This window comes from Alteromonas sp. H39 (assembly GCF_047556435.1).
Lineage (GTDB): Bacteria > Pseudomonadota > Gammaproteobacteria > Enterobacterales > Alteromonadaceae > Alteromonas.
The window spans coordinates 35485-60962 of sequence record NZ_CP180210.1 but is presented as its reverse complement, the minus strand read 5'-3'; the positions used below and the strand labels follow the sequence as shown (position 1 = coordinate 60962).

Here is a 25478-nt window from a genome sequence, read left to right as displayed (position 1 = left end):
GTGACGGTTTCACGTTCACTGTCTCCTGTGCCGCGGAAAGGCTTGGCAGCAAGCCAAGAATGGCGACAGAGAGTGCGGATCTAGAAAATGGTAAGCGAGATATCATTACGGCAACACCCTGTGTACTGCTAACTGGGCAAGACTTTCGTTCACTTTGGCCAGTGACGGGCTAAAAATCGTGGAGAAAACAGGCACTATTACCTGACTACCGGGCATCAGTTGGTTATAGGTTCCGTTCCAATATGCAATTCCAACACGCATGATTTCGCCAGACGGCCTGATCACATACACATAATCAGGCTCGGCGACATCCAGCATGCTGATTGACGCTAAATAAGCGGGCGTGCTCACCTGTGACTTATGCTGATAGCTGCCGGCACGCATGACGGCGCCACTTAAATGCACAGAGTCAGGTCGAGGCATCAATCTGATCATATAGCGACCTTCATTTAGCTGAGGGTTTTGCTTTGGATCCAATCTCGCAGCATCATAATTGATGGTTCTGACAACACGCGTCGCCAGCGTCCAGGCATTAACCTGCTCTTCAATTTTTGATAGTGCTTGGTACAGCCTGTCTGCAGGTTCGCGCTCAGCTTTCAGATCAGCAATTTGCTTAAGCAATTGAGTACGAAGTTGCTCTGCACTGTCATCATCGGTTCGATAAATAGCACTGGCTGGCCAGTACCAGTCGCTAGACGCGGAAATAGGCTCTAGCACCTTGGCCAGACGCACCGGTTCGGGATAACTGAATTGCAACTGGTTGATTTGTACTTCGACGGCAGCGTGAGTGCTTGTAGACAACAAGCAAAGCAGGAAAATGCTAACAATAAACTTCACTGAGCCCCCTCCATTAGTCTAACTACGCGGCTTAAATACACCATGTCATACCAATCTCCGTCGGGAGCATACTTTTGTTTGCTGGCCAGCAGCGTTTTAGTTTTCAGATCCAGCCAGTAATGGTTTTCCCACTCAAGGTCCATGTCGAAATAGGGTGAGGTATCGGCAAAGGAAACCCGCTCAGAAATATGTAGTACATCAAAAGGAGTATCAAAAAAAGTACGACTATCTTCGCCTTCAATCCGCCATTTTGAATTAATAGGCAGTCCGTAGCCCAGGCCTTCTATATCAGCCCGACGTTCCCAGGAAAAAGCCAGTTTACTATCACCAGCTAAAGGGTTCGTCGCGAGTGGAGCCGTGTAAAGCAAGTCATTATCCAGGCCGTGAGTTTTGATAATCACGCCATGATGCATCGTGAGAATTTTGCTATCTGCTGATACCCATTTGAAATGATCGTTTTCGATAAACGCCAGCCCCATCACCGCAACGGGACGTTCACCGCTTTTAATCTGTAACAAGTCAGGACCGCTTTGCGCTACCTGTTCTTTAGTGAGTTGAATATCACGGTCCGAAAACGCCAGGCTCAGTGTATCTATATAAGCCCGATTAGTTGCCGAGCAGCCCGAAAGCAACAAAAGCATAATGAGAAAAAGAGAAAAGATTTTTATAACGTTCATGTTCTACAACTGGAAAGCCATGCTCAAAAGACTATTGTGGCCTGTTTCTGGCAAATAAAAAAGCCGCTTAAAAGCGGCTTTTTTGCATTCTATCTAACTATTACTGTGGTGCGTAAGTGAACGTCACAGGAACAGTGATTGGAACCGTGATAGTTTGTGTACCAGAAACAGTAACAGTGTTAGTTACCGTTGTCGTAGTACCGACACACACGCCATCTACCAGAGGATCAGTACCTGAACACTCTGGATCTGGATTTGGACCCGGGCCTTCAACTTCACCGTCTTTACGGTTGTTTGAAACCATAGCAGACAACACACCCAACGTAACTGCACCAGTAGCGATAGTACCACCACTTAATGCATTCAGGCCGTTGTTTGAGTTTGCACCATCATTGTCAGATTGCGCACTAACGCCAGCTGACATTGCTGCTGCAGCAAACAATGCAATAATTGACTTTTTCATAACAGTCCTTTCTAAAGAAACCCACCAATCTGATATCGTATAGTATTTTGTGTCATTTGACTACTATATAATCGATGAACAGACATTAAATCCTTGCTTAACACCAAACCGTAGTTTAATTACATCAAACCACGTTGGGCCAGCGACACGCAAATCGTATCACCTACAATAATATGATCAAGTACTGAAACATCGATCAAGCCCATAGCGGCGCTGATTTCGCGGGTTAATGCTATGTCGGCTTCACTGGGTTCAGGGATCCCGGAGGGATGATTATGAACCAGTATGATCGCCGCGGCATTACAGGCGATCACCGCCCTGACCAGCTCTCTGGGATACACAGCGGCGCTATTCACGGTACCGGTGAACAGCGTTTTAAAACGTATGAGCTGATGCTGACTATCGAGAAACAACATACCAAAGTTTTCCTGCGGGCAGTCACGCAGCTCGGATCGCAGGTATTCCGTCACACTTTCCGCTGCATGAAATACCGGTTGCCGATACAAGGGTTCAGCCAGATGCCGGCGAATGATCTCCAGTGCCGACTGCAGCTGAATATAGCGCACAGCCCCTACCCCTGGCACCTGGGTAAAGGCGTGCTGCGGTGCTGTAATGAGGGCTCTTAGCGAGCCAAATTGAGCCAGCAGATCTGATGCCACGGTATACGCGCAACGACCCGCCCTCCCAGTACCCAGAAAGGCTGCCAGCAGCTCAGTATCTGTCAGCGAGGCAACGCCGCTTGCCAGTAGCTTTTCCCGTGGCCGATCCGACTCAGGCCTTAGCGTTAATGAAATCATGTCTGTAGAAAATTACCGAATTGTATTGCGGTAGTTATACGATTTAATTACCCGTTTCACGACTGTACGGAGGGTGGGAAACAACCAATAACTACCCCCTGTTACGCAGTCGTGGTAGGCTTAGCGAGGTAAAGTAAGTAACGAGTCAATCAGGATCCTGGCCGCATATGTCGTTAGCTAACAAAAACATTTTACTTGGCGTTACCGGTGGTATTGCTGCTTATAAAGCGCCGGACCTGGTGCGTAAACTGACAGCTGAAGGTGCCAATGTTCGTGTTGTACTGACCGGTTCGGCCAGCGAATTTGTAAGCCCGATGTCGTTACAGGCAGTCTCGGGCAATCCGGTCCACCAGCACTTACTGGATGCGGATGCGGAAGCCGCAATGGGCCACATAGAACTGGCAAAATGGGCAGATATTTTGCTGATTGCGCCCGCGACCGCCAATATCATGGCTAAACTCGCCCACGGCTTAGCCGACGACTTACTGACAACACTTTTCCTCGCCACCACAGCAACGGTTTATCTTGCTCCTGCCATGAACCAACAAATGTGGAAAGCCCCGGCCACTCAACGAAATCTCTCTGTTCTGGAAGCATTTGGGGTCACGATGCTTGGCCCGGATAGCGGTGAACAGGCTTGTGGCGATGTGGGAGCAGGCAGAATGATGGAGCCACTGGATATAGCTCGTGCCCTTGTGCCACAACGCAGCGGCGAGCTTGCCGGTATGAATGTGGTAATCACGGCCGGGCCGACACGCGAGCCGCTGGATCCGGTGAGGTATATTTCGAATCACAGCTCAGGAAAAATGGGTTATGCGATTGCACAGGCCGCCCGGCAGGCAGGAGCAAATGTCACGATTATCAGTGGCCCGGTAGCACTTTCTACTCCTGCCGGATGTCAGCGGATTGATGTCACTACCGCTGAAGAAATGCTGAATAGGGCTAAAGCTGAAGCCATAAACTGCGATATATTTATAGCCACTGCCGCTGTAGCCGATTACCGCGCCACCGAAGTGGCAGATAACAAGCTGAAGAAGTCTTCAGATGAGTTAACACTTACTTTTGTCAAAAACCCTGATATTCTAGCAACTATCGCGGCTTTGGAAGACGGTCCATTCACAGTGGGCTTTGCTGCCGAAAGCCAGAATGTCGAAGCTTACGCTAAAGAGAAACTACTAAAAAAGAAGCTCGACATGATTGCTGCCAACGATATTACCCGAGAAGGGCTTGGCTTTAACAGTGATAACAATGCACTGCATGTGTATTGGCACAACGGTGATGCCGAGCTGCCTACAGGTAAGAAAAGTGATTTAGCAAGGTCATTGCTGTCGCTGGTAGCAGTACAATACAAAAATAAAAAGTCCGGCTAACGTCATACCAACACGTTAACAAGACAACTAACAACATACTCAATTTAACACGGAAATACGGGCCTTTTGGTCCGGTAGCGGAGGAATTACTCTCGTTATGCCTGCTGTAAAGAAAACCAATCGCCGTGCGCAAATATTGCAAGCACTGGCAGGGATGCTAGAGACCAGCCCGGGTCAGCGGATCACCACAGCCAAACTGGCGGAAAAAGTGGGAGTCTCTGAAGCTGCGCTATATCGTCACTTCCCCAGTAAAGCGCGCATGTTTGAAGGCCTTATCGAATTTATCGAAGAGACCCTGTTCACTCGCATCAATAAAATCGTTAATGAAGAAAAAGACTCAGCCGCTCGCTGTCAGTTGATCCTGCATCTTATTTTAGGCTTTGCGGAAAAAAATCCGGGCATTACCCGTATTCTGAACGGAGATGCGCTACTGGGTGAACAGGATCGTCTTCGGGCACGCATCGCGAAGCTTTATGAAAGGCTGGAAACTCAGCTCAAGCAAGTGCTGCGCGAGCGAAAACTGCGCGAAGGTAAGACCCTCGCGGCGGATGAAGGTGTGATTGCCAACATGCTGATTTGTTACACCGATGGCCGCATCAATCTGTTCATCCGCAGTGGGTTTACCCGCAAGCCAACTGAACAGTTTGGCGAGCAGTGGCAACTGTTCAAGCAGAGTTTTCTGTAAGCCGGTAAAAGCGCTAACGTCTAAACGTGTCGTTTAGCCACCAGTAAAAAGTGCCGGCGGGACTTTTTACTGGTCAGGTATCCTATAGAACACTTACTGTAATGTGCGACTTTTACTGGCATTGTAAGCAGCGACATAGTCACTGAAATTGTCAGTCTTTAATAATCGCTGAGTAAGGGCAGTGAAGTGCTGTTCCTGGGCATCTTTCCATGTGGTGGGAATAACGTAATGCTCATGAAGAAAGTTGAGAAAGCCACGTCTTACTGCCACATCTCCGTAACAAGACTTTGGATCACGTAGGCCCTCCACCAGCGCGTTTTCATCAGAGATTTTTTCACATACCCCTTGCAGCGCGTAGCACGCCTTCCCCATCACCATGACCGGTTTATCCAGTAACAAAGATTCCAGGCCTACTGTGGAGTTTACGGTTAGTACGGCTTCTGCTTTGTCTATCAGTGCTTTGGTATCACATTGATTGGCGAATAGTATCCGTGGGTGTAACTGATGTAACTCATCATGCCGTTTCAGCTCGGAAGGATGCTCTTTAATAACCAGATACAATTCATCGTCACTGATGCTATCCATTGCACGTCGCAAATGCTGATACAGTTGCCCCATACTTTTAATCCAGGGCGAATTCGTAATTATCTGGCTGTCTGTCTCCACCTGAAACGGCACGAATACAAACCGGGATGGCAGCGTATCAACATCTATTCCCTTTGCCTTTGCTCTGGCCGGGGCTCTGGGGATCAGGTGTTTTGGCAATGGCCTGTCGCTATCGAACTGTTTATAAAAGGCAGGATCATCGGGGAGGGAATTCAGGCAATTGACACCAGACCAGTCACAGGTTGTAGTATCGGGTAACAAGCCGTTCTCAAAATACACGACCTCTTTCCCCTGTATTCGCGCCGCAAGCGCGATTGCTGAGCTGGGAAGTTTTTGCCCGTTCCAAACGCCAATCACATCGGCATTTTTTTGTTTTATGATCGCCTGAAATCTCGCAACATCATACTTAACAACACGTTTAGCAAACTGTTTATACAGCCACCACAGCGGAGTTTTACTAATCTTCGGGTATTTCCTTTCCTTCTTTGCGAAATGTGGAATCAGCAACGATTCGAGATCACTTTCTGCCACATCGCCTAAAAACCGCAGGTCTCCAGGTCGTGGTAAATGACGATTCACATTGACTACCGATACATTCAAAAGTTTCGCTTTCGCGAAAGCAGTAAAATAGCGGATATGGGAACTACCCCGCGCCATTAATAGATAAGTGAGTGAATTTTCCTGACTCAACCCTTTCCCCTTTCGATAAATCAGGTCTTCGCGTGCGAGAATGGTACACACTTGTCAGCACAAAGTAACGCTTTGGGCCTGAAACATAAATAAGACTCGTACAGGTAACGTTATGAGGCAAAACAATTAGGCGCCGCGTACTTGGTAGCAATCACTACGGAATATCACAATAAACTGAAAAGGTTTGTTGGCTTGTTACACGAGAGCGTTATTTTTTAAAGAGATACGCTGCTGGCGAGGTAATACGGCAATTGCCTCTGAAGCGGCAACGCTGCTGATAAAGCGCTGCCTGGCAAATTCCCACTGACATGTCTGTAGTACTTGCGGTTATAGCCTTAAGCGGATACAAAACGCAATGCTCCACTACGTTTCAAAGTTACGCATTGCGTTATACGTCTTCTTGTTCTTCCACAGATACACGTGCGGTTTTCTGTACCTAAACGAACGGCCAAAAAAAAGCAGCGCCAGAGCGCTGCTTTTATGCTGAGAAGCTGAAGCTTATCGCCCGAATGTTTCGCCGAAGAAATCTCCGTCGTTCCAGGCTGGGCGCGCCTCCTGATTCGCCAGTGTCAGGCCGATTTGCGCATTCACCTTGGTAAAGGTTTCTGCTGCATTCCAGTTGAAGGGCTGGTTAATGTCATCACTGGGTTTATGATAGTGCGTTGACAGAAACTGACCGAATACCTTGCTGCCGTCAACGTCAGGATCTTTTGAGGTCAGGCCCGGTACCATAAATACCGCTGGCACCCCCTGTTTTACAAATGCATAGTGATCAGAGCGGGTAAACAACGCCTGCTCTGGCCATGGATCGGGACTTAACTTAATATCCGCATTCGCTGCAGCCCGCTCTACTGACGCTTTGAGATCGCTGTGGTTTGCGCCAAATGCGATAACATCTGCGAACTCGTAGGTCAGAATAGGCATATCCAGATTCACGTTAGCCACCATGTTTTCTACCGGAACCGTCGGATTACGGGCAAAATAATCAGCCCCCAGTAGTCCTTTCTCTTCACCGGTCACAGAAACAAACAAAATAGAGCGCTTAGGTTTACTTTCCATTTCGCTGAACAACCGCGCAGTTTCCAACATCACAGCAGTGCCCGAAGCGTTATCCATAGCACCGTTGTTAATATTGTCTTTTTTAACCGTTTTTGAAAAACCGATGTGATCAGAGTGTGCCGAGTACACCACGTACTCGTTTTTCAGCTCGGGATCGGACCCTTCCAGCATGCCAATCACGTTGGGGCTGGAAATCTGCTCATGTTTGCTTTCCCGAGAAAGTGACACCTTGCCGTTAAGCGCAAATCCAGCAGGTGACTTGTCTTCTTCAAGGTCAGCATAGATATCTTCCAGCGCACGAGGGGCATCTTTAAACAAAATTTTAGCCGCGCCTTCACTTAAGTAGGCGCCGCCTTTAAGTTGTTCAAAACGGTTTGCCGGGGTGCCGTCTTCCTGTAACCACGCCATGCTTGGCATGTGGATATAGCTCAGGCGGCTCTGGTAAGGACGTACTTTTTCGTTTTGTGGTGTGGTAATAGTAATCACACCAACAGCGCCACGTTCTGCAGCATATTTGTTTTTCTGGTAGCCGGAGGCAAAGTGCGCGCCTTCTTCAGAAGGAAACGATGCCGGCTTACCGGCCAGTGTCACAACAATTTTGCCGTCTACATCCATGCCATCATAGTCATTGTGCTCAAGTTCATCAGCTACGATGCCGTAGCCCACAAATACCATTTCAGCCTGAACTGCTGACGATTCTGACAACAGGCTTGGTCCCATCAGGTATTGCTTAGGATAATCGAGAGAGGTTGTGCCTTCAACTGTGGTTATCGTGAATGATGGAGACTCCTGAACCAGCACGGACTTACGAAATTGTACATCCTGCATAAACCCGTCAGTACCTGCCGGGGTTAGCCCGTATTTAGCAAATTCGGTCGCGATATACAGCGCAGCAATATCGTGGCCGCGAGAGCCCGTATCCCGCCCTTCCAGCAAATCATCTGCCAAGAAAAACAAATGCGATTTAATGCGTTGGGTATCAGGTTGAAACCCGGTCGATGGGGCGTTTTCATTATGCGCTGACACAGTCAGACTCAGTGCGGCTGCCAGGCCGCCAATTAACAGTTTTCTTATCATGGTCGTCTGTTTCGTTAAAAATCCGGCAAGCATAGTAACGCAGGTACAAAAATTTACCAATTTCACTGCCAAAGGTTTGCGTTATATGGCTTGACCACACGACAGTTTGCGCTAGTCTCTAGGGATCTTAGTTACGAGAAGTCCGTCATGCCCAGAACCGCCCTGTACGATGTAGACACCATTCTGAGCCAGGCCGTTGATATCTTTCTCGAGCATAGTTTTCATAGCGCCATCATGGACGAAATCATTGCCCGCACCGAGTTTAACCGGCGCGGCTTTTATCTGGAATTTGGCAGTAAGCAAGCTTTCTTATACCGTGTGTTGCAGCACTATATGGATACCGAGTTGATGCCAGTGGTGAAAGAGCTGGAGAATCATCAGGGTATGAACTCCATTCACGCTTTTTTCATTCGTTATATCCCACTCATTCACAAACGCGGTTGCCTGCTGATTAACTGTCTGACCGAGCTGGGTAAGCAGGATGAACACATTCGCGAAATGGGTCGCCATTATCTTGACCGCTTACAACTTGATTTCATCGGTTGCCTGGAAAAAGCGCAGCAGCTGGAGGAGTTAGGTCCGCATGTGAATATCGAATCGGCAGCGCTGCAACTGACAAGCTATGTGCAGGGTTTTGCTGTCAATGCCATTCTGGCAGAAGACACCGATGAAATGTACATTGCCACAGAAGCCCTGTTATCCCCTTTGCAGAGGGGCGGAAACTCAGGTTAAAATTCGCCACCAGCTGCCATAAGGGCAGGTAATTCCAGTTCGCACAGCAGCCTGAACGAACTGGTTCGTTAGGCGAGTTTGAGGTATTCACTTTCCATGTCCACCCAAAGTAATGATCCGATTTACCGAGTGCAATTTGTCAGTAACGGCGAAAGGTATGAGCTGTATGTTCGCGAACTCTCCCAGGGGAGTCTGTTCGGCTTTATAGAAATCGGCGATTTTGTCTGGGATACCCACACCAGCGTAGTGGTCGACCCCAGCCATGAAAAACTCAAAAGTGAATTTGGCGATGTGACAACAACTTACGTTCCTATGCACAATGTGCTTCGCATTGACGCTGTGAAGCGACAAGGGACTGCCAAAATCACTCCGATATCTGATAAAGTAACTGCATTCCCGAATCCGATATATACACCTAAGAAAGAGTAATCAACCCGGCGTGCCCGGGCGAAGTTACCGGAGAGCGCATGTTTAAGTTAACTCTGTTCAGACCGCTTGCAGCACTGGTGCTGTGTTTCGCTAGTATCACAGCCGCTGCCGGCCAGGCTCCGGATAAACAGCTGCATTCCTTGCTGGACACTATCTGGGATTACGAAATATCCACATCACCAATGATGGCCAGCCGTGAAGGAGTGCAAGGGTATGATCACCTGTTGGCAGATATTTCACCCGCGGCATTAGCGGCACAGAATCAACGATGGATAGGTTTTGCAGAGCAGTTAGCGGCGATCGACGCCGATGCGCTTAGTCAGGAAGACCGTATCAGTTTGCTGATGCAGCAGTATCGGCTGAACAATAAGATAGACCAGTATCGCTTCAATGCCCACTGGGTGCCACTGACATCGGAATACGGGTTTCATAGCGCGATGAGTTCGCTACCCGGCAGTGTCATATTTAAAACTGAAAAAGACTATCAGAATTACCTGTCTCGCCTGGGCGCGATCAGCGGCTACTTCGATCAGCAAATGGCCTACATGAAAAAAGGCCTGGAAGCTGGCTACACGCAACCTAAAGTCGTGTTGCAGGGATTTGAAGACTCTGTTGTACCTTTTATTGTAGAAAATCCCACAGAAAGCCAGTTCTTCAAGCCTTTTACAGAGTTCCCCAGCCATATTGATGCTGAAAAACAGGATGCATTAATTAAAGCCGCCAAGTCTGTGATCATGACTGACGTAGTACCGGCATATCAGCGTTTTTATGATTTTTTGAAAACCGAGTATATTCCAGGGGCCAGAGACGACATTGCGGCTAAAAACTGGCCTGATGGTGAAGCCTATTATCAGAATCGCGCGCGTCACTACACCACTACAGATATGACGGCAAAAGAAATTCATGAGTTAGGGCTTAGTGAAGTTAAACGCATCCGAGCTGAGATGCAGGCGATAGTGGATAAACTGGAATACGATGGCACCATTGACGAGTTTATTGAATTTCTGCGTACCGACCCGCAATTTTATGCCTCCACGCCGGAAGCGTTGTTAAAGGAAGCTTCCTTTATCGCCAAAAAAATGGATGCCCGTCTGCCTCAACTCTTTGAGTTGCTGCCGCGTATTCCTTATGGCGTTGCGCCAGTACCAGACAGCATAGCCCCAAAATATACCACCGGACGCTATGTGCACCCCTCACGGGATGATCAGCCTGGTTATTACTGGGTAAACACATACGCTCTGGACAAGCGGCCGCTTTACGCATTGCCGGCACTGACATTACACGAAGCCGTTCCCGGACATCACCTGCAAATTTCGCTGGCGGCGGAGCTGGACGATCTACCGAAAGTCCGTCAGGACACCTACATTTCCGCTTTTGGTGAAGGCTGGGGATTATACTCAGAGTACCTGGGTATCGAAGTGGGAATGTACGAAGACCCTTACGATGATTTTGGTCGTCTGAGCTATGAAATGTGGCGCGCATGTCGTTTAGTTGTCGATACTGGCATGCATATGTTTGGCTGGTCTCGCGATGAAGCCCTGGATTACATGATGACAAATACAGCGCTGTCGGAGCATAACGTCAGAACCGAAATTGATCGTTACATCTCATGGCCAGCGCAGGCACTTTCTTACAAAATTGGCGAAATCAAAATCAAAGCCTTGCGCAAGAAAGCCGAAGAGGCGCTTGGTCCTGATTTCGATATCCGCAAATTCCATAAAGCTGTACTGGCACATGGCTCGGTTCCGCTGTTTATCCTTGAGGAAAATATCAATCAGTTTATTCAGTCGGAGCTGGAGAAGTCTGCATGATAGTTGGGTTGGGAAGCATTATCGCTGTACTGGTGATCATGCTGATTTTTTTTGTGTTGCGTGGTCAGAATATGCAGCGTGAGCTTGCGCTCACCAGACAAACCGCTAAGACGAATGCCAAGAAGGTTAATTATGCCTATACCAGCCTGGTAGTGGTTACCAACAATCTCCAGCAGATTTTTGTTTCGCGGGTAGAAAAAGCACATCAACGGGCGCTGATAAGTGAAGATCAGTACGGGGTGCTGGCGATTCTGGCAAACCAGTATTCCCGTGTTGTGATGGACTGTTGCGAGAAAGAGGCAACGGTAGAAGAAGCACTTATTAAGTCTTTGAAAAAAACGCCGCTTACTATCGAAGAAGTTAAAGATATTGTGAAAGAGTTTCCCAGTGAAGTCAGAATGGCATGGTCAAAAAACACACCGGACGGGTTCACTGCGGCGATGAATCATATTTCGCAGTACATTAACGGTAAGCAGAAAAAATCTTCAACAGATCAAGAAGCTGAAGCTAAAGCGTCGTAACCTTGTTGTAAAAAATCAGGCCCGACCTATAATACTGTATATCTATACAGCATTATATCGTTATGGCTGAATCTCTCACGTCACTGGAAAAGCATCCGCTCATTTGGCGGGGAAACCAAACCCCATCCGCCTTGTCACGTTTGTCGACAGGCCATGCCATTTTGGATAAGCACTTGCTCGGAGGCCTGCCCTGCGCCGGCTTAGTCCGTGTTCAGGCCACTGTTGGCGTGGGCGAACTGTCTTTACTCAAAGGCGCACTCTTGTCAGGTCGCCGACACAAGCTGCGGGTTTTCATTAATGCACCTGGCGATGTTCACGCTCCCTGGCTGCATCATGGCGGCTTTGATGATATCCAAACCCTACAGATCACCCCTGCAAATGATGAAGAAGCGTTGTGGTCAGCAGAGCAATGTCTGAAGAGTGGCGTTTGTCATAGTGTCATACTCTGGATATCCCGCTTACATTCCAGACAAGCTCGCAGACTGCAGATTGCGGCCAGTGACAACGACTGTCTTTGCCTTATTTACCAACACAGTCATATCGTCTCAGGTCTGCCTATTCTTCTGGACTTGAAAGTCAGACCACATAAACAGGGCCTGTGTGTCGACATCATTAAAATTCAGGGAGGAAAGCCGGTAGATAACCTCATTCTTCCGTTGAAACATACTCCGGATAACAGTGTGATATTGCGACTTACCCGTCAGTCTCATCACCACCATGCTCATCTTTCTTCCGTGAGTTAATTGTCATGTTGTGGGCCTATCTGGACTTTACCCGCCTCACTCTGGATTTGTCCGGTTCTGACAACACTGGCATTCCGGCAGCAGTGTATAACGAGCAGGAAAACGTTATTGTACAGCGCTGCGAAATGGCTGAGAAACAAGGCATAACGCCCGGGATGGGTCTGGCTCAGGCTGCCGCGTTGTGTCCTGATATTGCCATTACAGTTTACTCTCGGGAGAAAGAGCAGGGCCACCTGCAAGCTCTTGCTGCCCGACTTTACCAGGTCGCCTCAGATATTGTGATAATTACTCCAGCTGCGCTTGCCATCAGACTGGATAATCTATGCCAGTATTATGGTTCTGTTATGGCAACCTGGAAGGCAATTTTAAGTGAAATCTTACCTCTGAATGTGGATTTTACGTACGCGTCTGGCTGGTCCGTAGAGTGCGCCAGAGTACTTGCTAAAGCCTGTTGCAATCAGATATATACTGATAAAAAAGCGATCTCCACTGCGCTCAGACAATGCCAGGTCTGTCATCTGGATATTGATAAGCCACTACGGTTAACGCTAAACCGCATAGGCATATTCTCTTTGGATCGCTTACTGTCATTGTCTGTGGGCGAGCTTGGAAAACGGTTTAATAACCACACTATCCGGTATCTGACTGCCGTTCGGGGTGATGCCTATCCAACCTATCCGTTGTACCGTCCTGCTGATGCATTTAAACGTCACTGTGATGTGGCCTACGAAATAGAAAACACTCAACACTTACTCCCCTATGTTGTAACCCTGCTTGAAGATTTAGCAGTATTTCTGAGGCTGAGAAATAAGGTCGTCAGCGAGCTTTCGTTAACCCTCTATTACCGTGACCATGCTGCAACTGATGTGTTAATTCGCTCTGCTGTTGGCATTAGCAGCGTAAGGCAGTGGCTGGATATCGCTTCACTGCAACTGGAAAACACGTCTTTGCTTGCTCCGGTTACCGGTCTTCAGCTACGCGCAGTTGAGTTGCTTGAACACGACGCCGAAAATCAGGATTTTTTCCAGGACAGGCATCAGTACTTTGCCCAAAAGCAGCTACTTAGCAGACTTCAGGCCCGACTGGGAGATAACCGTGTAAGTGTGCCGGCCTCAGGCAATGATCACCGAATGGAGCGGCAGACTGAAAACGGGGGAACGAGCACTCCAGAACTGTCCAGCCAGTGGCTTCCGGCTATAAGACTGAACACGCCTGCGCCTTTAATTACCCCCTGCCGCATCACATTTGGCCCGGTTCGACTGCATACCGGTTGGTGGGACGAGCACGCGGTAAAACGAGATTATTTCATCGCCAAAACCCAGGCTGGCGAATTTATTCAGATATTTCGCAATTCAAAGCAACACTGGTTTATTCAGGGATACTACGCCTAGCTGTCATGTATAGTGAACTCTTTTGCCAAAGCAATTTCAGTTTTCTTGTGGGTGCTTCCTCACCAGAAGAAATCGTGACAACGGCATCCTTTCTTGGCTACCGCGCTGTTGCCATTACTGATGAATGCTCAGTTGCCGGCGTCGTTCGGGCTCACGCAGAGATTGCTCGCTGCCGCCTACCGATATCATTAATTGTAGGAAGTTATTTTACGTTTGATGATTTTTCGTTTGTATTGCTATGCCCCAATAAGCCCGCTTACAGTGAGTTATGCAGGATCATCACCCAGGCAAGACGGCGAGAAGATAAAGGCAGTTATGCATTGTCAGAATGGGACATCACCAGTCTGCGCCACTGTTTATTGTTATGGCTGCCGACCGGGAACACTGACTCCGATGAAAAATGGGCGCTATGGCTGAAGCGTTTTCATGCAGACCGCTGCTGGATTGCCGGCCAAAGGTTGCTGGATGGTGAAGATCACCTTCGCTTCAAACACTATGAAATGCTCTCGGAAACATTCGACATACCTGTCGCGGCTTGCACCGGCGTGCTGATGCATCATAAAGACAGGCTGCCTTTACAGCACGCATTACATGCAATCAAAGAGCATACAACAGTGGAAGCACTCGGGCGAAAAGCCGTATCGAATGCAGAGCGCGCGCTTCGTCCGATCAACAAGATTAACAAGCTTTATCCGACATCGTGGGTTAACACCACAAATGACATTGCTTCGCTGTTTAGTTTCTCGCTGGACGAGCTGAAGTATCAGTATCCTGCTGAACTGGTTCCGGAAGGGTTTACTGCCACCTCCTATCTCAGGCATTGCGTTGAAGAAGGCATAAGACGCCGCTTTCCTGATGGCATACCGGATAGTATCAGAGCCACTATCGAAAAAGAGTTAACTCTCATTGCTGAGCAGGAATACGAATACTTTTTCCTTACCCTGTACGATATTGTTCAATTCGCAAAAAAGCAGAAGATTTTATATCAGGGCCGAGGTTCAGCAGCTAACTCTGTGGTTTGCTATTGTCTGGAGATCACTGCGGTAGATCCAAGACAGATAAATGTTCTTTTTGAACGCTTTATCTCCAAGGAACGGGACGAGCCACCTGATATAGACGTAGATTTTGAACATCAGCGCCGTGAAGAAGTCATTCAGTATATCTATCAAAAATACGGTCGTGAGCGGACAGCACTGGCGGCTACAGTCATTGCGTACCGGTTTAAAAGCGCATTTCGACAGGTAGGTAAAGCACTGGGATTTGCAGAATCACAACTCGATTTCGTCATAAAGAAAATCAACCGCCGTGACCGCACTATTCCGTGGCAAACTCAGATTACACAACACGGTCTGGATGCCAGAAGCAAGAAAGTAAAACAGCTTATCAGCCTGGTAGAGCAAATTGTTGGGTTTCCCCGACATTTGTCACAGCACGTCGGCGGCTTCGTTATTTCTGCAGGTCCACTGTACGAGTTGGTGCCCATTGAGAATGCCTCGATGGCCCAGAGAACCGTAATTCAGTGGGACAAAGATGATCTTGAGTCTCTGGGGCTGCTGAAAGTCGATGTTCTCGCATTAGGCATGCTTACGGCTATCAGAAAAACCTTTGATAGTATTGCAGCCCAATATCCCATTTCCCCATCTATCCCATTTATTACCCGGCTGGGAGATGATCATCAGGTGTACGACATGATATGCAAAGCCGACACCGTTGGCGTTTTTCAGATTGAATCACGGGCACAGATGACAATGTTACCCAGACTAAAGCCACGTTGTTATTACGACCTTGTGGTTCAGATTGCCATCGTTCGGCCCGGCCCTATTCAGGGAGATATGGTGCATCCTTATCTTTTACGCCGTCATGGCAAAGAACCGGTGAGTTACCCTTCGACAGAAGTGGAACAGGTGTTGTCACGCACCATGGGTGTACCGATTTTTCAGGAACAGGTAATACAACTTGCCATGGTTGCCGCTGGTTTTACGGGAGGAGAAGCGGACCAACTGCGACGTGCGATGGCAAGCTGGAAAAAGGATGGTCGTATATATGAATTCAGGGATAAATTAGTATCCGGTATGACGGCGAAAGGTTACAGCACTAAGTTTGCCGAGCAACTGTTTGAGCAAATTAAAGGCTTTGGTGGCTACGGTTTTCCTGAATCACATTCGGCCTCCTTCGCAGTGCTGGCCTATGTGTCCTGTTGGTTAAAACATTACTTTCCAGTTGAGTTTTATCTTGGCTTGCTAAATAGCTGGCCAATGGGTTTTTACACACCTTCCCAGCTTATTCAGGATGCTAAGCACCATGGGATAGAAATACGCCCCGTTTGTATTAACCATTCTGAGGTTGAGCATACTCTCGTATTCAGTAACGGAGAGAAGGCCATTCAACTCGGGCTTTGTATTGTAAAAGGCTTATCAGAGCAAAGTGCCGCAGCATTGGTTCACTCTCGCCCAGAGCATGGCTATGACAGCATCGCTGCGGTACAGCAGCTCGGGTTACCCGTTAATGATATTGAAGCCCTTGCCAGTGCAAACGGGTTTGCCATCGTTTCAGCGAATCGGTATGCCGCGAGATGGAAAATTATGGATCGGCAACACGCATTGCCCTTGTTTGCTAATGAGTCCGGCCAGCACGCCTTTCCCTTTAGCCCTACCGATGCCGATAACTTGCTTGAGGACTATGCATCGACGTCGCTGTCACTGCAGCAACATCCTGTCTCGTTGTTACGTAAGCACCGTGATTTAAGCCGCTTCATTTCAGCCAATAAATTACATTGTATTGCGAATAAGGCGGTTGTTCACGTGATTGGCTGCGTTACCGGAAGACAGGCGCCGGGCACCGCTTCTGGTGTGACATTTATCACGCTGGAGGATGAGACAGGCAATATGAACGTGGTTGTCTGGCAGGCGACAGCCAGACAACAACAATCGGCTTACCTAAGCGCAACTATCTTACAAATTGATGGGATCCTGGAGCGCTCTCCCGAAGGGGTGACACACATTATCGCAGGCAAATTAACAGACCGCTCCGACTGGTTGTCATCGCTTCGAATTGCATCGCGTGACTTTCATTAGTTTTTAAATTCGCTGGCTTCAGCAATCCGTAATAGTGAACCGGAATCGCGGACCAAGTGCATCGGTTTCCCACTCACTTAACCCACTGTTTTACGTTTGTTTAAGTGTTAAACCATATCGACGAGTTTTAGCTGGGTGTCACTATGCCTGGTCTAAGTAGTGGCGCTGAATCAATGTTCATCGAATGAGATTATTGCCTGTTCACGTCATCAGTACGCCAATGATCATCTGAAAAAACGTAACAGCGTAACCGAAAGTACAGTTGCGTAGTGTTTTACTCTACTGCTTCTTTGGGATACTTTGATAATAGTGCCCAGGAGGTTTAATGCTTAGGTCTTTTATTGCTGCCTTATTTTCTACCTTACTGTCTCTTTTTGCGCAGGCAGATACCTTCATTGTTGGTGCACAAAATATACAATATTATCCGCACTACGACTTTTCTCAGGAAAACGACAAAGGGCTCGCCTGGGCTATTCTCGAGGCCTATGCTGACCGCTCTGGTCATGAATTGATTTACTACGATATGCCTGTTAAACGTCTGCAGTTAGAAATGCTTAAGGGCAATGTCGACTTTGTTTATCCGGACAATCCTAAATGGTATAACCAAATCATTCCGGCCTCAGATAAATTTTTCTCAACCCCACTTACACGAGCCCTTGGCGGTACTATCGTTAACCCGGATGATGTGGGAAAAGGTCTCGACAGGATCCAGCGTTTAAGTATTCCGCTTGGATTTACGCCTGTGAACTGGCAAAGTAGAGTCGACCAAAACTTAACCCGTTTGGTTACAGTGACAGACACCTTATCTGCACTCTACCTGCTTAAAAAAAATCGTGTTGATGCTGCGAATCTGGAGTACTCGGTTACCCAGTACCTCGCACTGACAAGTCCACAATATGGACCATTTACATTAGACCCTGCACTACCGCACGATAATGTAGGCTTTATGCTTTCTACGATAAACCATCCGGAGGTGATCCTGGATATCAATAACTTTATCAGGACACACGGTGAGCTTATAGAATCGTTGAAACAAAAATATAATTTGCGAGATCCAGAAACAATTCTTCAAGAGTTACGGGAGCGTTTCTACCCCTGAAAACCGAATTATTTTATTTTTTTCCACATAGCTATCCAGGGCGGATAAAATGTCATCGTGCCACGGTGAGCTTTTACTGATGCCAAAATAAGTTTCCAGTTCCAGCATTTCCTCAACATGTATATTGTCAGGTATGGGAAAAGTACTTCTGGCAATTAAATATCGATACGGCCTCATGTAGGTAAGTAGGCCGCCGGTACGGGAACGTAAAAAAACGTGAACTGCGTCATTTCCATTGGGCAAATCAACAAAGGTAAAGTTCTGCTCAAGCAGGTTCTGACGTACCCCATGATAGTCAAAGCCTCGTATAGCAGATACCGTGTTCACATCTGGTAGTGACAGGTTAGTCAGCAATGCCACTTTCAGCTTGGCGAAGGGAACAGTGTGGAAATCGACATGTTGTTTGATGGCAGACGTGCTGTTTACGTTAATAGTGACATCGACTTTGCCTTCCTGAATCAGCGAGTAGAGTCTTGCCGCAGGTGCACAATAGATTTCGACTTCGAAACCGGCTTGGGTGAATACTGATTTTGAAATCTCGACGGCGGGCCCACTGCAGTCACCATTCTCGCAATCCTGCAAAATGAGCGGGGGAAAAATTACAAGCCCAATGGTAATCTTCCTCTCCACCTGGGCATTGCCTGCAAAACTACAAAGCAGTGTAAAGCCAGCTAGTAAGGTTATGAAACGACTAATAGACACATCGCATTGCTGTTTGAGTTACCTTTTGTATAGTATATCAGCAATTATCTACCTGAACAGTTTCCAGAATCAGGCGCTGTTTTCCGTAGTCCATTACCAGGTTTCCCTATCGCTCTTATCCTGAATATCTACATAGTGGGTAAAATCCTCAAAAAGGTGTCCCACAATCTCCCTATCTTAATCATTACCCTTTTATGTCTACGGATAAGGTACTGATCTTTAGTAACATATTTTCTGGCATACTTTCTGTTTGTTTTATGGCTCAGGTTAATCACTTATTTATCGGAGCAATATCATGCGATTGTTTACCAAAGCCGCTCTTGTTTTACTTTTTTTCTCTTTTCACACGGTGGCGTCACAAGTTGATTCAGCTGCAAATGTAGACGTAGATGACAAACGACCTCAAACTTCTAGTGAACATCCCGTTGCAAGCAGTGAGTTTGATTTAATGGACAAAAATAAAGATGGTGTCGTCACAGAAAAAGAAGCATCGGAGATTGGTGTAAACAGTTTATTCAGTGATATGGATATCAATGGCGATGGTGTATTGAGCCTTAAGGAATATATGAAATATCGTGATCAGGAAACACCACAAACAAGAGATGACTTTTAATGAATCTTTGGGATTGTTGAAACTAAGTTGCGCAAGCTGCTACTTCTTTATTAAGCCACAAGACACGTTGGTAATAATAGATTTTAATGCACTGCGACATCTTTATTGACTGTGTCTGTAACATACTGAGTAGGTTATTTTATCTCCTGACGATGAGATCCTTTGCAATATTGTTAAACGGTTTACTGGAACTACTGGAGTGTCAGGAGTTCGCTGCGAGACATTAGGCATCAGGAGTTAGTACTGAAAAGGCGCACTCATTTAAAAGCAGACCTTTTGAGATTAGCGCTGCCGTTACCCGACAGGAAGAATGGGTACGGTTATTTGCGGTACTTAGCAGCTTGTACAGTTTTATAAAAGCACGTTCTATCTATTACAGATGGCGAGACTAATGAAAGCATCAGGGTCTGGTTATTAAATATAAGCCTGTTCAGCAACTATTGTCTGAATGCCCAGATTAGCAAGCTTTCTTGTTCGTGATTCCGTGAGTGATGAAGTTGTTTTGTTCTGCATTTATCGTTGCTTCCGCTGCCTGGTGAACACCAGAGAGGTCCCTGACAAGCGCGTTGCACTACGGGGGATGAAGTTTTTTCGGACGCACAGACGAAAAAAGCCCGCTCAGTTGAGCGGGCTTTTCGAATGGGAGCTTGGCGGTGTGCTACTCTCACATGGGGAGACCCCACACTACCATCGCCGCTAACGTGTTTCACTTCTGAGTTCGGAATGGGATCAGGTGGTGCCACGTCGCTATGGCCGCCAAGCAAAAAAGGTTGTTACCGGTTAAACCGATAACATAACAATTTGGGAAAGTCTGATATTCAATCGTGTTGAGTAACTTATCTACTCTACTTTACTATTTCTTAGCTTGTCTCACACACAACACTCAAGCATAAAGCTTCTTGGGCGTTGTATGGTTAAGCCTCTCGGGCAATTAGTACAGGTTAGCTTAACGCCTTACAACGCTTCCACACCCTGCCTATCAACGTCATAGTCTATAACAACCCTTCCAGAGCTTAAAGCTCAGGGATGACTCATCTTGGGGCTCGCTTCCCGCTTAGATGCTTTCAGCGGTTATCGATTCCGAACTTGGCTACCGGGCAATGCCTTTGGCAAAACAACCCGAACACCAGCGGTTCGTCCACTCCGGTCCTCTCGTACTAGGAGCAGCCCCCCTCAATCATCCAACGCCCACACCAGATAGGGACCGAACTGTCTCACGACGTTCTAAACCCAGCTCGCGTACCACTTTAAATGGCGAACAGCCATACCCTTGGGACCGACTTCAGCCCCAGGATGTGATGAGCCGACATCGAGGTGCCAAACACCGCCGTCGATATGAACTCTTGGGCGGTATCAGCCTGTTATCCCCGGAGTACCTTTTATCCGTTGAGCGATGGCCCTTCCATACAGAACCACCGGATCACTATGACCTACTTTCGTACCTGCTCGACGTGTCTGTCTCGCAGTTAAGCTAGCTTATGCCATTGCACTAACCTCACGATGTCCGACCGTGATTAGCTAACCTTCGTGCTCCTCCGTTACTATTTGGGAGGAGACCGCCCCAGTCAAACTACCCACCAGACACTGTCCACAATCCCGATTAGGGACCTATGTTAGAACATCAAACATACAAGGGTGGTATTTCAAGGACGGCTCCACATCATCTGGCGACAATGCTTCAAAGCCTCCCACCTATCCTACACATGTAGGTTCAATGTTCAGTGCCAAGCTGTAGTAAAGGTTCACGGGGTCTTTCCGTCTAGGTGCGGGTACACAGCATCTTCACTGCGATTTCAATTTCACTGAGTCTCGGGTGGAGACAGCGTGGCCATGGTTACACCATTCGTGCAGGTCGGAACTTACCCGACAAGGAATTTCGCTACCTTAGGACCGTTATAGTTACGGCCGCCGTTTACCGGGGCTTCGATCAAGAGCTTCGCTTACGCTAACCCCATCAATTAACCTTCCGGCACCGGGCAGGTGTCACACCCTATACGTCCTCTTTCGAGTTTGCAGAGTGCTGTGTTTTTAATAAACAGTCCCAGCCACCTGGTCACTGCGACCTCCAAAAGCTTACGGAGCAAGTCCTTCACCTTCAGAGGCGTACCTTCTCCCGAAGTTACGGTACTATTTTGCCGAGTTCCTTCACCCGAGTTCTCTCAAGCGCCTTAGTATTCTCTACCTGACCACCTGTGTCGGTTTGGGGTACGGTTTACATAATCATAAGTTTAGAAGCTTTTCCTGGAAGCAGGGCATCAACAACTTCACTCCCTTGGGAGCTCGTCTCGCGTCTCAGCCTTAAGAAACCGGATTTACCTAATCTCTCAGCCTACTCGCTTTCACTTGGACAACCAACGCCAAGCTTGCTTAGCCTTCTCCGTCCCTCCATCACTGATTATATAAGTACGGGAATATTAACCCGTTTCCCATCGACTACGCATTTCTGCCTCGCCTTAGGGGCCGACTTACCCTGCCCTGATTAGCATGGGACAGGAAACCTTGGTCTTCCGGCGTGGGGGTTTTTCACCCCCATTATCGTTACTCATGTCAGCATTCGCACTTGTGATACCTCCAGCATGCTTCTCAACACACCTTCAACAGCTTACACAACGCTCCCCTACCCAATACGATAAATCGCATTGCCGCAGCTTCGGTATATTGCTTAGCCCCGTTACATCTTCCGCGCAGGCCGACTCGACTAGTGAGCTATTACGCTTTCTTTAAAGGGTGGCTGCTTCTAAGCCAACCTCCTAGCTGTCTGTGCCTTCCCACATCGTTTCCCACTTAGCAATATTTTGGGACCTTAGCTGGCGGTCTGGGTTGTTTCCCTCTTCACGACGGACGTTAGCACCCGCCGTGTGTCTCCCGGATAGTTCTCATTGGTATTCGGAGTTTGCAAAGGGTTGGTAAGTCGGGATGACCCCCTAGCCTTAACAGTGCTCTACCCCCAATGGAATTCGTCCGAGGCTCTACCTAAATAGATTTCGGGGAGAACCAGCTATCTCCCGGTTTGATTGGCCTTTCACCCCCAGCCACAAGTCATCTCCTAACTTTTCAACGTTAGTGAGTTCGGTCCTCCAGTTGATGTTACTCAACCTTCAACCTGCCCATGGCTAGATCACCGGGTTTCGGGTCTATACCTAGCAACTAAACGCGCAGTTAACACTCGCTTTCGCTACGGCTCCGCTATTCGCTTAACCTTGCTACTAAATATAAGTCGCTGACCCATTATACAAAAGGTACGCAGTCACCCCATCACTAAGCACCCTGCCTGATTTTGTCGGTTTACCGTTGGCTGCTTGCGCAGGTCAACGTTACTCGCTTATCAAGCTGTTGCACTTTGTGAGTCTCACCACTAAAGGCACTTAGTGATGGGGCTCCCACTGCTTGTACGTATACGGTTTCAGGTTCTATTTCACTCCCCTCACAGGGGTTCTTTTCGCCTTTCCCTCACGGTACTGGTTCACTATCGGTCAGTTAGGAGTATTTAGCCTTGGAGGATGGTCCCCCCATATTCAGTCAAGATAACACGTGTCCCGACCTACTCGATTTCACTACAAAGGTTTCTTCGTGTACGGGGCTATCACCCTGTATCGCGCCACTTTCCAGAGGCTTCCACTAAATCCAATGCAGCTTAAGGGCTGCTCCCCGTTCGCTCGCCGCTACTAGGGGAATCTCGGTTGATTTCTTTTCCTAAGGGTACTTAGATGTTTCAGTTCCCCTCGTTCGCCTCACTTACCTATGTATTCAGTAAGTGATACCTGTAAACAGGTGGGTTTCCCCATTCGGACATCTGTGGCTCAAATGCATTTTGTCGGCTCACCACAGCTTTTCGCAGACTTACACGTCCTTCATCGCCTCTAACTGCCAAGGCATCCACCGTATACGCTTCGTCACTTAACCATACAACCCCAAGCAGCCTTTTGACTCCTGCATTGAGTGGTAATTCAATACCTGCTGTATGATGACAAGCTAATCGGAAGAATTGCCTTGTCATCAAACTTAATTGATAACAAGCAATTCAAGTCAAGTAGAGTAGTTACTAGTGCAAAATTTCGATGCGTAGCATCGGAACTTTTGCGCAAGGAGGACTCACAGTACGCTTAAGCGCATACTATAAATTCTCAGTTACTCAATTTTGATTGATTACTATTAATATCAGCTTTCCAAATTGTTAAAGAACGTTTGCCGAACATTTGCTAAGCAAATATGTTCAGGCATAGTTAAATCACCTTTACTCCAAGAGTAATGGCAATATAACAAGACTATCTGTGTAGGCACTGCATCAAGTGTGTCAATGTCGACATTTTGGTAAGGAGGTGATCCAACCCCAGGTTCCCCTAGGGTTACCTTGTTACGACTTCACCCCAGTCATGAAACACAAAGTGGTAATCGTTCTCCCGAAGGTTAAACTAACTACTTCTTTTGCATCCCACTCCCATGGTGTGACGGGCGGTGTGTACAAGGCCCGGGAACGTATTCACCGCAACATTCTGATTTGCGATTACTAGCGATTCCGACTTCATGGAGTCGAGTTGCAGACTCCAATCCGGACTACGACATTCTTTAAGGGATCCGCTTACTCTCGCAAGTTTGCTTCCCTCTGTAAATGCCATTGTAGCACGTGTGTAGCCCTACACGTAAGGGCCATGATGACTTGACGTCGTCCCCACCTTCCTCCGGTTTGTCACCGGCAGTCTCCTTAGAGTGCCCAACTGAATGCTGGCAACTAAGGACAAGGGTTGCGCTCGTTGCGGGACTTAACCCAACATCTCACGACACGAGCTGACGACAGCCATGCAGCACCTGTGTCAGAGTTCCCGAAGGCACCAATCCATCTCTGGAAAGTTCTCTGCATGTCAAGTGTAGGTAAGGTTCTTCGCGTTGCATCGAATTAAACCACATGCTCCACCGCTTGTGCGGGCCCCCGTCAATTCATTTGAGTTTTAACCTTGCGGCCGTACTCCCCAGGCGGTCTACTTAGCGCGTTAGCTTCGCTACGCACGAATTAAATTCACACACAGCTAGTAGACAGCGTTTACGGTGTGGACTACCAGGGTATCTAATCCTGTTCGCTACCCACACTTTCGCACATGAGCGTCAGTCTTTGGCCAGGGAGTCGCCTTCGCCACTGATGTTCCTCCAGATATCTACGCATTTCACCGCTACACCTGGAATTCCACTCCCCTCTCCAAGACTCTAGTCTGCCAGTTCTAAATGACCGTCCCAGGTTGAGCCCGGGGCTTTCACATCTAGCTTAACAAACCGCCTGCGTGCGCTTTACGCCCAGTAATTCCGATTAACGCTCGCACCCTCCGTATTACCGCGGCTGCTGGCACGGAGTTAGCCGGTGCTTCTTCTGTTGCTAACGTCACGGCTGGCAGGTATTAACTACCAACTTTTCCTCACAACTGAAAGTGCTTTACAACCCGAAGGCCTTCTTCACACACGCGGCATGGCTGCATCAGGGTTTCCCCCATTGTGCAATATTCCCCACTGCTGCCTCCCGTAGGAGTCTGGGCCGTGTCTCAGTCCCAGTGTGGCTGATCTTCCTCTCAGAACAGCTAGAGATCGTCGCCATGGTGAGCCTTTACCTCACCATCTAGCTAATCTCACTTGGGCCTCTCTTTGCGCCGGAGCCTAAGCCCCGTTTGGTCCGAAGACATTATGCGGTATTAGCAGTCGTTTCCAACTGTTATCCCCCTCGCAAAGGCAAGTTCCCAAGCATTACTCACCCGTCCGCCACTCGTCAGCGATGTGCAAGCACATCCTGCTACCGTTCGACTTGCATGTGTTAGGCCTGCCGCCAGCGTTCAATCTGAGCCATGATCAAACTCTTCAATTAAAATCGAAATGTTAGTTTTAAAAAACTAACAAAATATGAATCGTCGTTGTTGACACTCTTAACGAGTGCCCACACAGATTGTCTTGTTATAGATTGTTAAAGAACATTTTCGACAATCGGACTTGCCGATTGGCGTGCTTTTCAGAACTTCTTACTCAGCATTGCCTCAGTGGTTCCCCCTGAAGCGGGACGCGCATTCTACGCCTTTCGTTTTCAGTGTCAACATCTTTTTGAAAGTTATTTTCTAAAGCGTCTTG

Annotated in this window: 18 protein-coding genes and 3 rRNA genes; 11 read left to right on the top strand and 10 right to left on the bottom strand. The window is 47.9% G+C overall.

Going from position 1 to position 25478, the window contains the following annotated elements:
- Nucleotides 1-105: 105 nt before the first annotated feature.
- From ACLBLI_RS00275 to radC, 4 genes are all read right to left on the bottom strand, one after another.
- Nucleotides 106-837 carry a capsule biosynthesis GfcC family protein gene (locus tag ACLBLI_RS00275; protein ID WP_414829202.1) on the bottom strand — a complete coding sequence of 244 codons (732 nt, stop codon included), beginning with the start codon at nucleotides 835-837 and terminating at the stop codon, nucleotides 106-108.
- Nucleotides 834-1514: a YjbF family lipoprotein gene (locus tag ACLBLI_RS00270; RefSeq protein WP_414829201.1), complete on the bottom strand. Its 681-nt coding sequence runs from the start codon at nucleotides 1512-1514 to the stop codon at nucleotides 834-836. Before ACLBLI_RS00270 ends, ACLBLI_RS00275 begins: the two co-directional genes overlap by 4 nt.
- 100 nt (nucleotides 1515-1614) lie before the next feature.
- Nucleotides 1615-1977: a hypothetical protein gene (locus ACLBLI_RS00265; protein ID WP_414829200.1), complete on the bottom strand. Its 363-nt coding sequence runs from the start codon at nucleotides 1975-1977 to the stop codon at nucleotides 1615-1617.
- 119 nt (nucleotides 1978-2096) lie between these two features.
- Entirely contained in the window at nucleotides 2097-2771 is a 675-nt protein-coding gene (gene radC, locus ACLBLI_RS00260; RefSeq protein ID WP_414830865.1) for a RadC family protein, read from the bottom strand.
- A gap of 170 nt (nucleotides 2772-2941) precedes the next feature.
- Here radC and coaBC point away from each other — a divergent pair, with 170 nt between their 5' ends.
- Nucleotides 2942-4144 (top strand): bifunctional phosphopantothenoylcysteine decarboxylase/phosphopantothenate--cysteine ligase CoaBC, encoded by a 1203-nt coding sequence (gene coaBC, locus ACLBLI_RS00255; RefSeq protein ID WP_414829199.1) that lies wholly within the window; start codon nucleotides 2942-2944, stop codon nucleotides 4142-4144.
- A gap of 97 nt (nucleotides 4145-4241) precedes the next feature.
- Nucleotides 4242-4829, top strand: a complete 588-nt coding sequence (slmA, locus tag ACLBLI_RS00250; protein ID WP_218312603.1) for a nucleoid occlusion factor SlmA — start codon at nucleotides 4242-4244, stop codon at nucleotides 4827-4829.
- A gap of 93 nt (nucleotides 4830-4922) precedes the next feature.
- Here the strand turns inward: slmA and ACLBLI_RS00245 are convergent, their stop codons facing one another.
- Together ACLBLI_RS00245 and ACLBLI_RS00240 are read right to left on the bottom strand one after the other, a co-directional pair.
- Entirely contained in the window at nucleotides 4923-6125 is a 1203-nt protein-coding gene (locus tag ACLBLI_RS00245) for a hypothetical protein (protein ID WP_414829198.1), read from the bottom strand.
- Nucleotides 6126-6623: 498 nt separating this feature from the next.
- Nucleotides 6624-8261: a M28 family metallopeptidase gene (locus ACLBLI_RS00240; protein ID WP_414829197.1), complete on the bottom strand. Its 1638-nt coding sequence runs from the start codon at nucleotides 8259-8261 to the stop codon at nucleotides 6624-6626.
- A gap of 147 nt (nucleotides 8262-8408) precedes the next feature.
- Between ACLBLI_RS00240 and ACLBLI_RS00235 the strand changes: the two genes are divergently transcribed.
- The 8 genes from ACLBLI_RS00235 (at nucleotide 8409) to ACLBLI_RS00200 (ending at nucleotide 18061) form a co-directional block, all read left to right on the top strand.
- Nucleotides 8409-8993, top strand: a complete 585-nt coding sequence (locus ACLBLI_RS00235) for a TetR/AcrR family transcriptional regulator (RefSeq protein WP_414829196.1) — start codon at nucleotides 8409-8411, stop codon at nucleotides 8991-8993.
- Nucleotides 8994-9089: 96 nt separating this feature from the next.
- Nucleotides 9090-9422, top strand: a complete 333-nt coding sequence (locus tag ACLBLI_RS00230; protein WP_414829195.1) for a DUF1820 family protein — start codon at nucleotides 9090-9092, stop codon at nucleotides 9420-9422.
- 38 nt (nucleotides 9423-9460) lie between these two features.
- Complete coding sequence (locus tag ACLBLI_RS00225; RefSeq protein ID WP_414829194.1) at nucleotides 9461-11233, top strand: DUF885 domain-containing protein; 1773 nt, start codon at nucleotides 9461-9463, stop codon at nucleotides 11231-11233.
- Nucleotides 11230-11754: a hypothetical protein gene (locus ACLBLI_RS00220; protein WP_414829193.1), complete on the top strand. Its 525-nt coding sequence runs from the start codon at nucleotides 11230-11232 to the stop codon at nucleotides 11752-11754. The genes ACLBLI_RS00225 and ACLBLI_RS00220 overlap by 4 nt, the downstream gene beginning before the upstream one ends.
- A 62-nt stretch (nucleotides 11755-11816) precedes the next feature.
- Nucleotides 11817-12497 (top strand): recombinase RecA, encoded by a 681-nt coding sequence (locus tag ACLBLI_RS00215; protein WP_414829192.1) that lies wholly within the window; start codon nucleotides 11817-11819, stop codon nucleotides 12495-12497.
- Between the two features lie 5 nt (nucleotides 12498-12502).
- The gene (locus tag ACLBLI_RS00210) at nucleotides 12503-13888 is read left to right on the top strand and encodes a Y-family DNA polymerase (protein WP_414829191.1); all 1386 of its coding nucleotides are present in this window, start codon (nucleotides 12503-12505) and stop codon (nucleotides 13886-13888) included.
- A gap of 5 nt (nucleotides 13889-13893) precedes the next feature.
- Nucleotides 13894-16962 (top strand): error-prone DNA polymerase, encoded by a 3069-nt coding sequence (locus ACLBLI_RS00205; protein ID WP_414829190.1) that lies wholly within the window; start codon nucleotides 13894-13896, stop codon nucleotides 16960-16962.
- A gap of 325 nt (nucleotides 16963-17287) precedes the next feature.
- A complete protein-coding gene (locus ACLBLI_RS00200; protein WP_414829189.1) occupies nucleotides 17288-18061 on the top strand; it encodes a hypothetical protein in 774 nt (257 codons plus the stop codon).
- Here the strand turns inward: ACLBLI_RS00200 and ACLBLI_RS00195 are convergent.
- A complete protein-coding gene (locus tag ACLBLI_RS00195; protein WP_414829188.1) occupies nucleotides 18038-18763 on the bottom strand; it encodes a substrate-binding periplasmic protein in 726 nt (241 codons plus the stop codon). The two genes, ACLBLI_RS00200 and ACLBLI_RS00195, sit on opposite strands and share 24 nt — an antisense overlap.
- Before the next feature lie 295 nt (nucleotides 18764-19058).
- Between ACLBLI_RS00195 and ACLBLI_RS00190 the strand changes: the two genes are divergently transcribed.
- The gene (locus ACLBLI_RS00190; RefSeq protein WP_414829187.1) at nucleotides 19059-19376 is read left to right on the top strand and encodes a hypothetical protein; all 318 of its coding nucleotides are present in this window, start codon (nucleotides 19059-19061) and stop codon (nucleotides 19374-19376) included.
- Nucleotides 19377-20021: 645 nt separating this feature from the next.
- Here the strand turns inward: ACLBLI_RS00190 and rrf are convergent.
- From rrf to ACLBLI_RS00175, 3 genes are all read right to left on the bottom strand, one after another.
- Nucleotides 20022-20137 (bottom strand): 5S ribosomal RNA (gene rrf / locus ACLBLI_RS00185).
- Between the two features lie 149 nt (nucleotides 20138-20286).
- Nucleotides 20287-23279: ribosomal RNA gene (locus tag ACLBLI_RS00180) — 23S ribosomal RNA — on the bottom strand.
- Nucleotides 23280-23688: 409 nt separating this feature from the next.
- Nucleotides 23689-25221 (bottom strand): 16S ribosomal RNA (locus ACLBLI_RS00175).
- Together the 16S, 23S and 5S rRNA genes form the textbook arrangement of a ribosomal RNA operon.
- Nucleotides 25222-25478 lie beyond the last annotated feature (257 nt).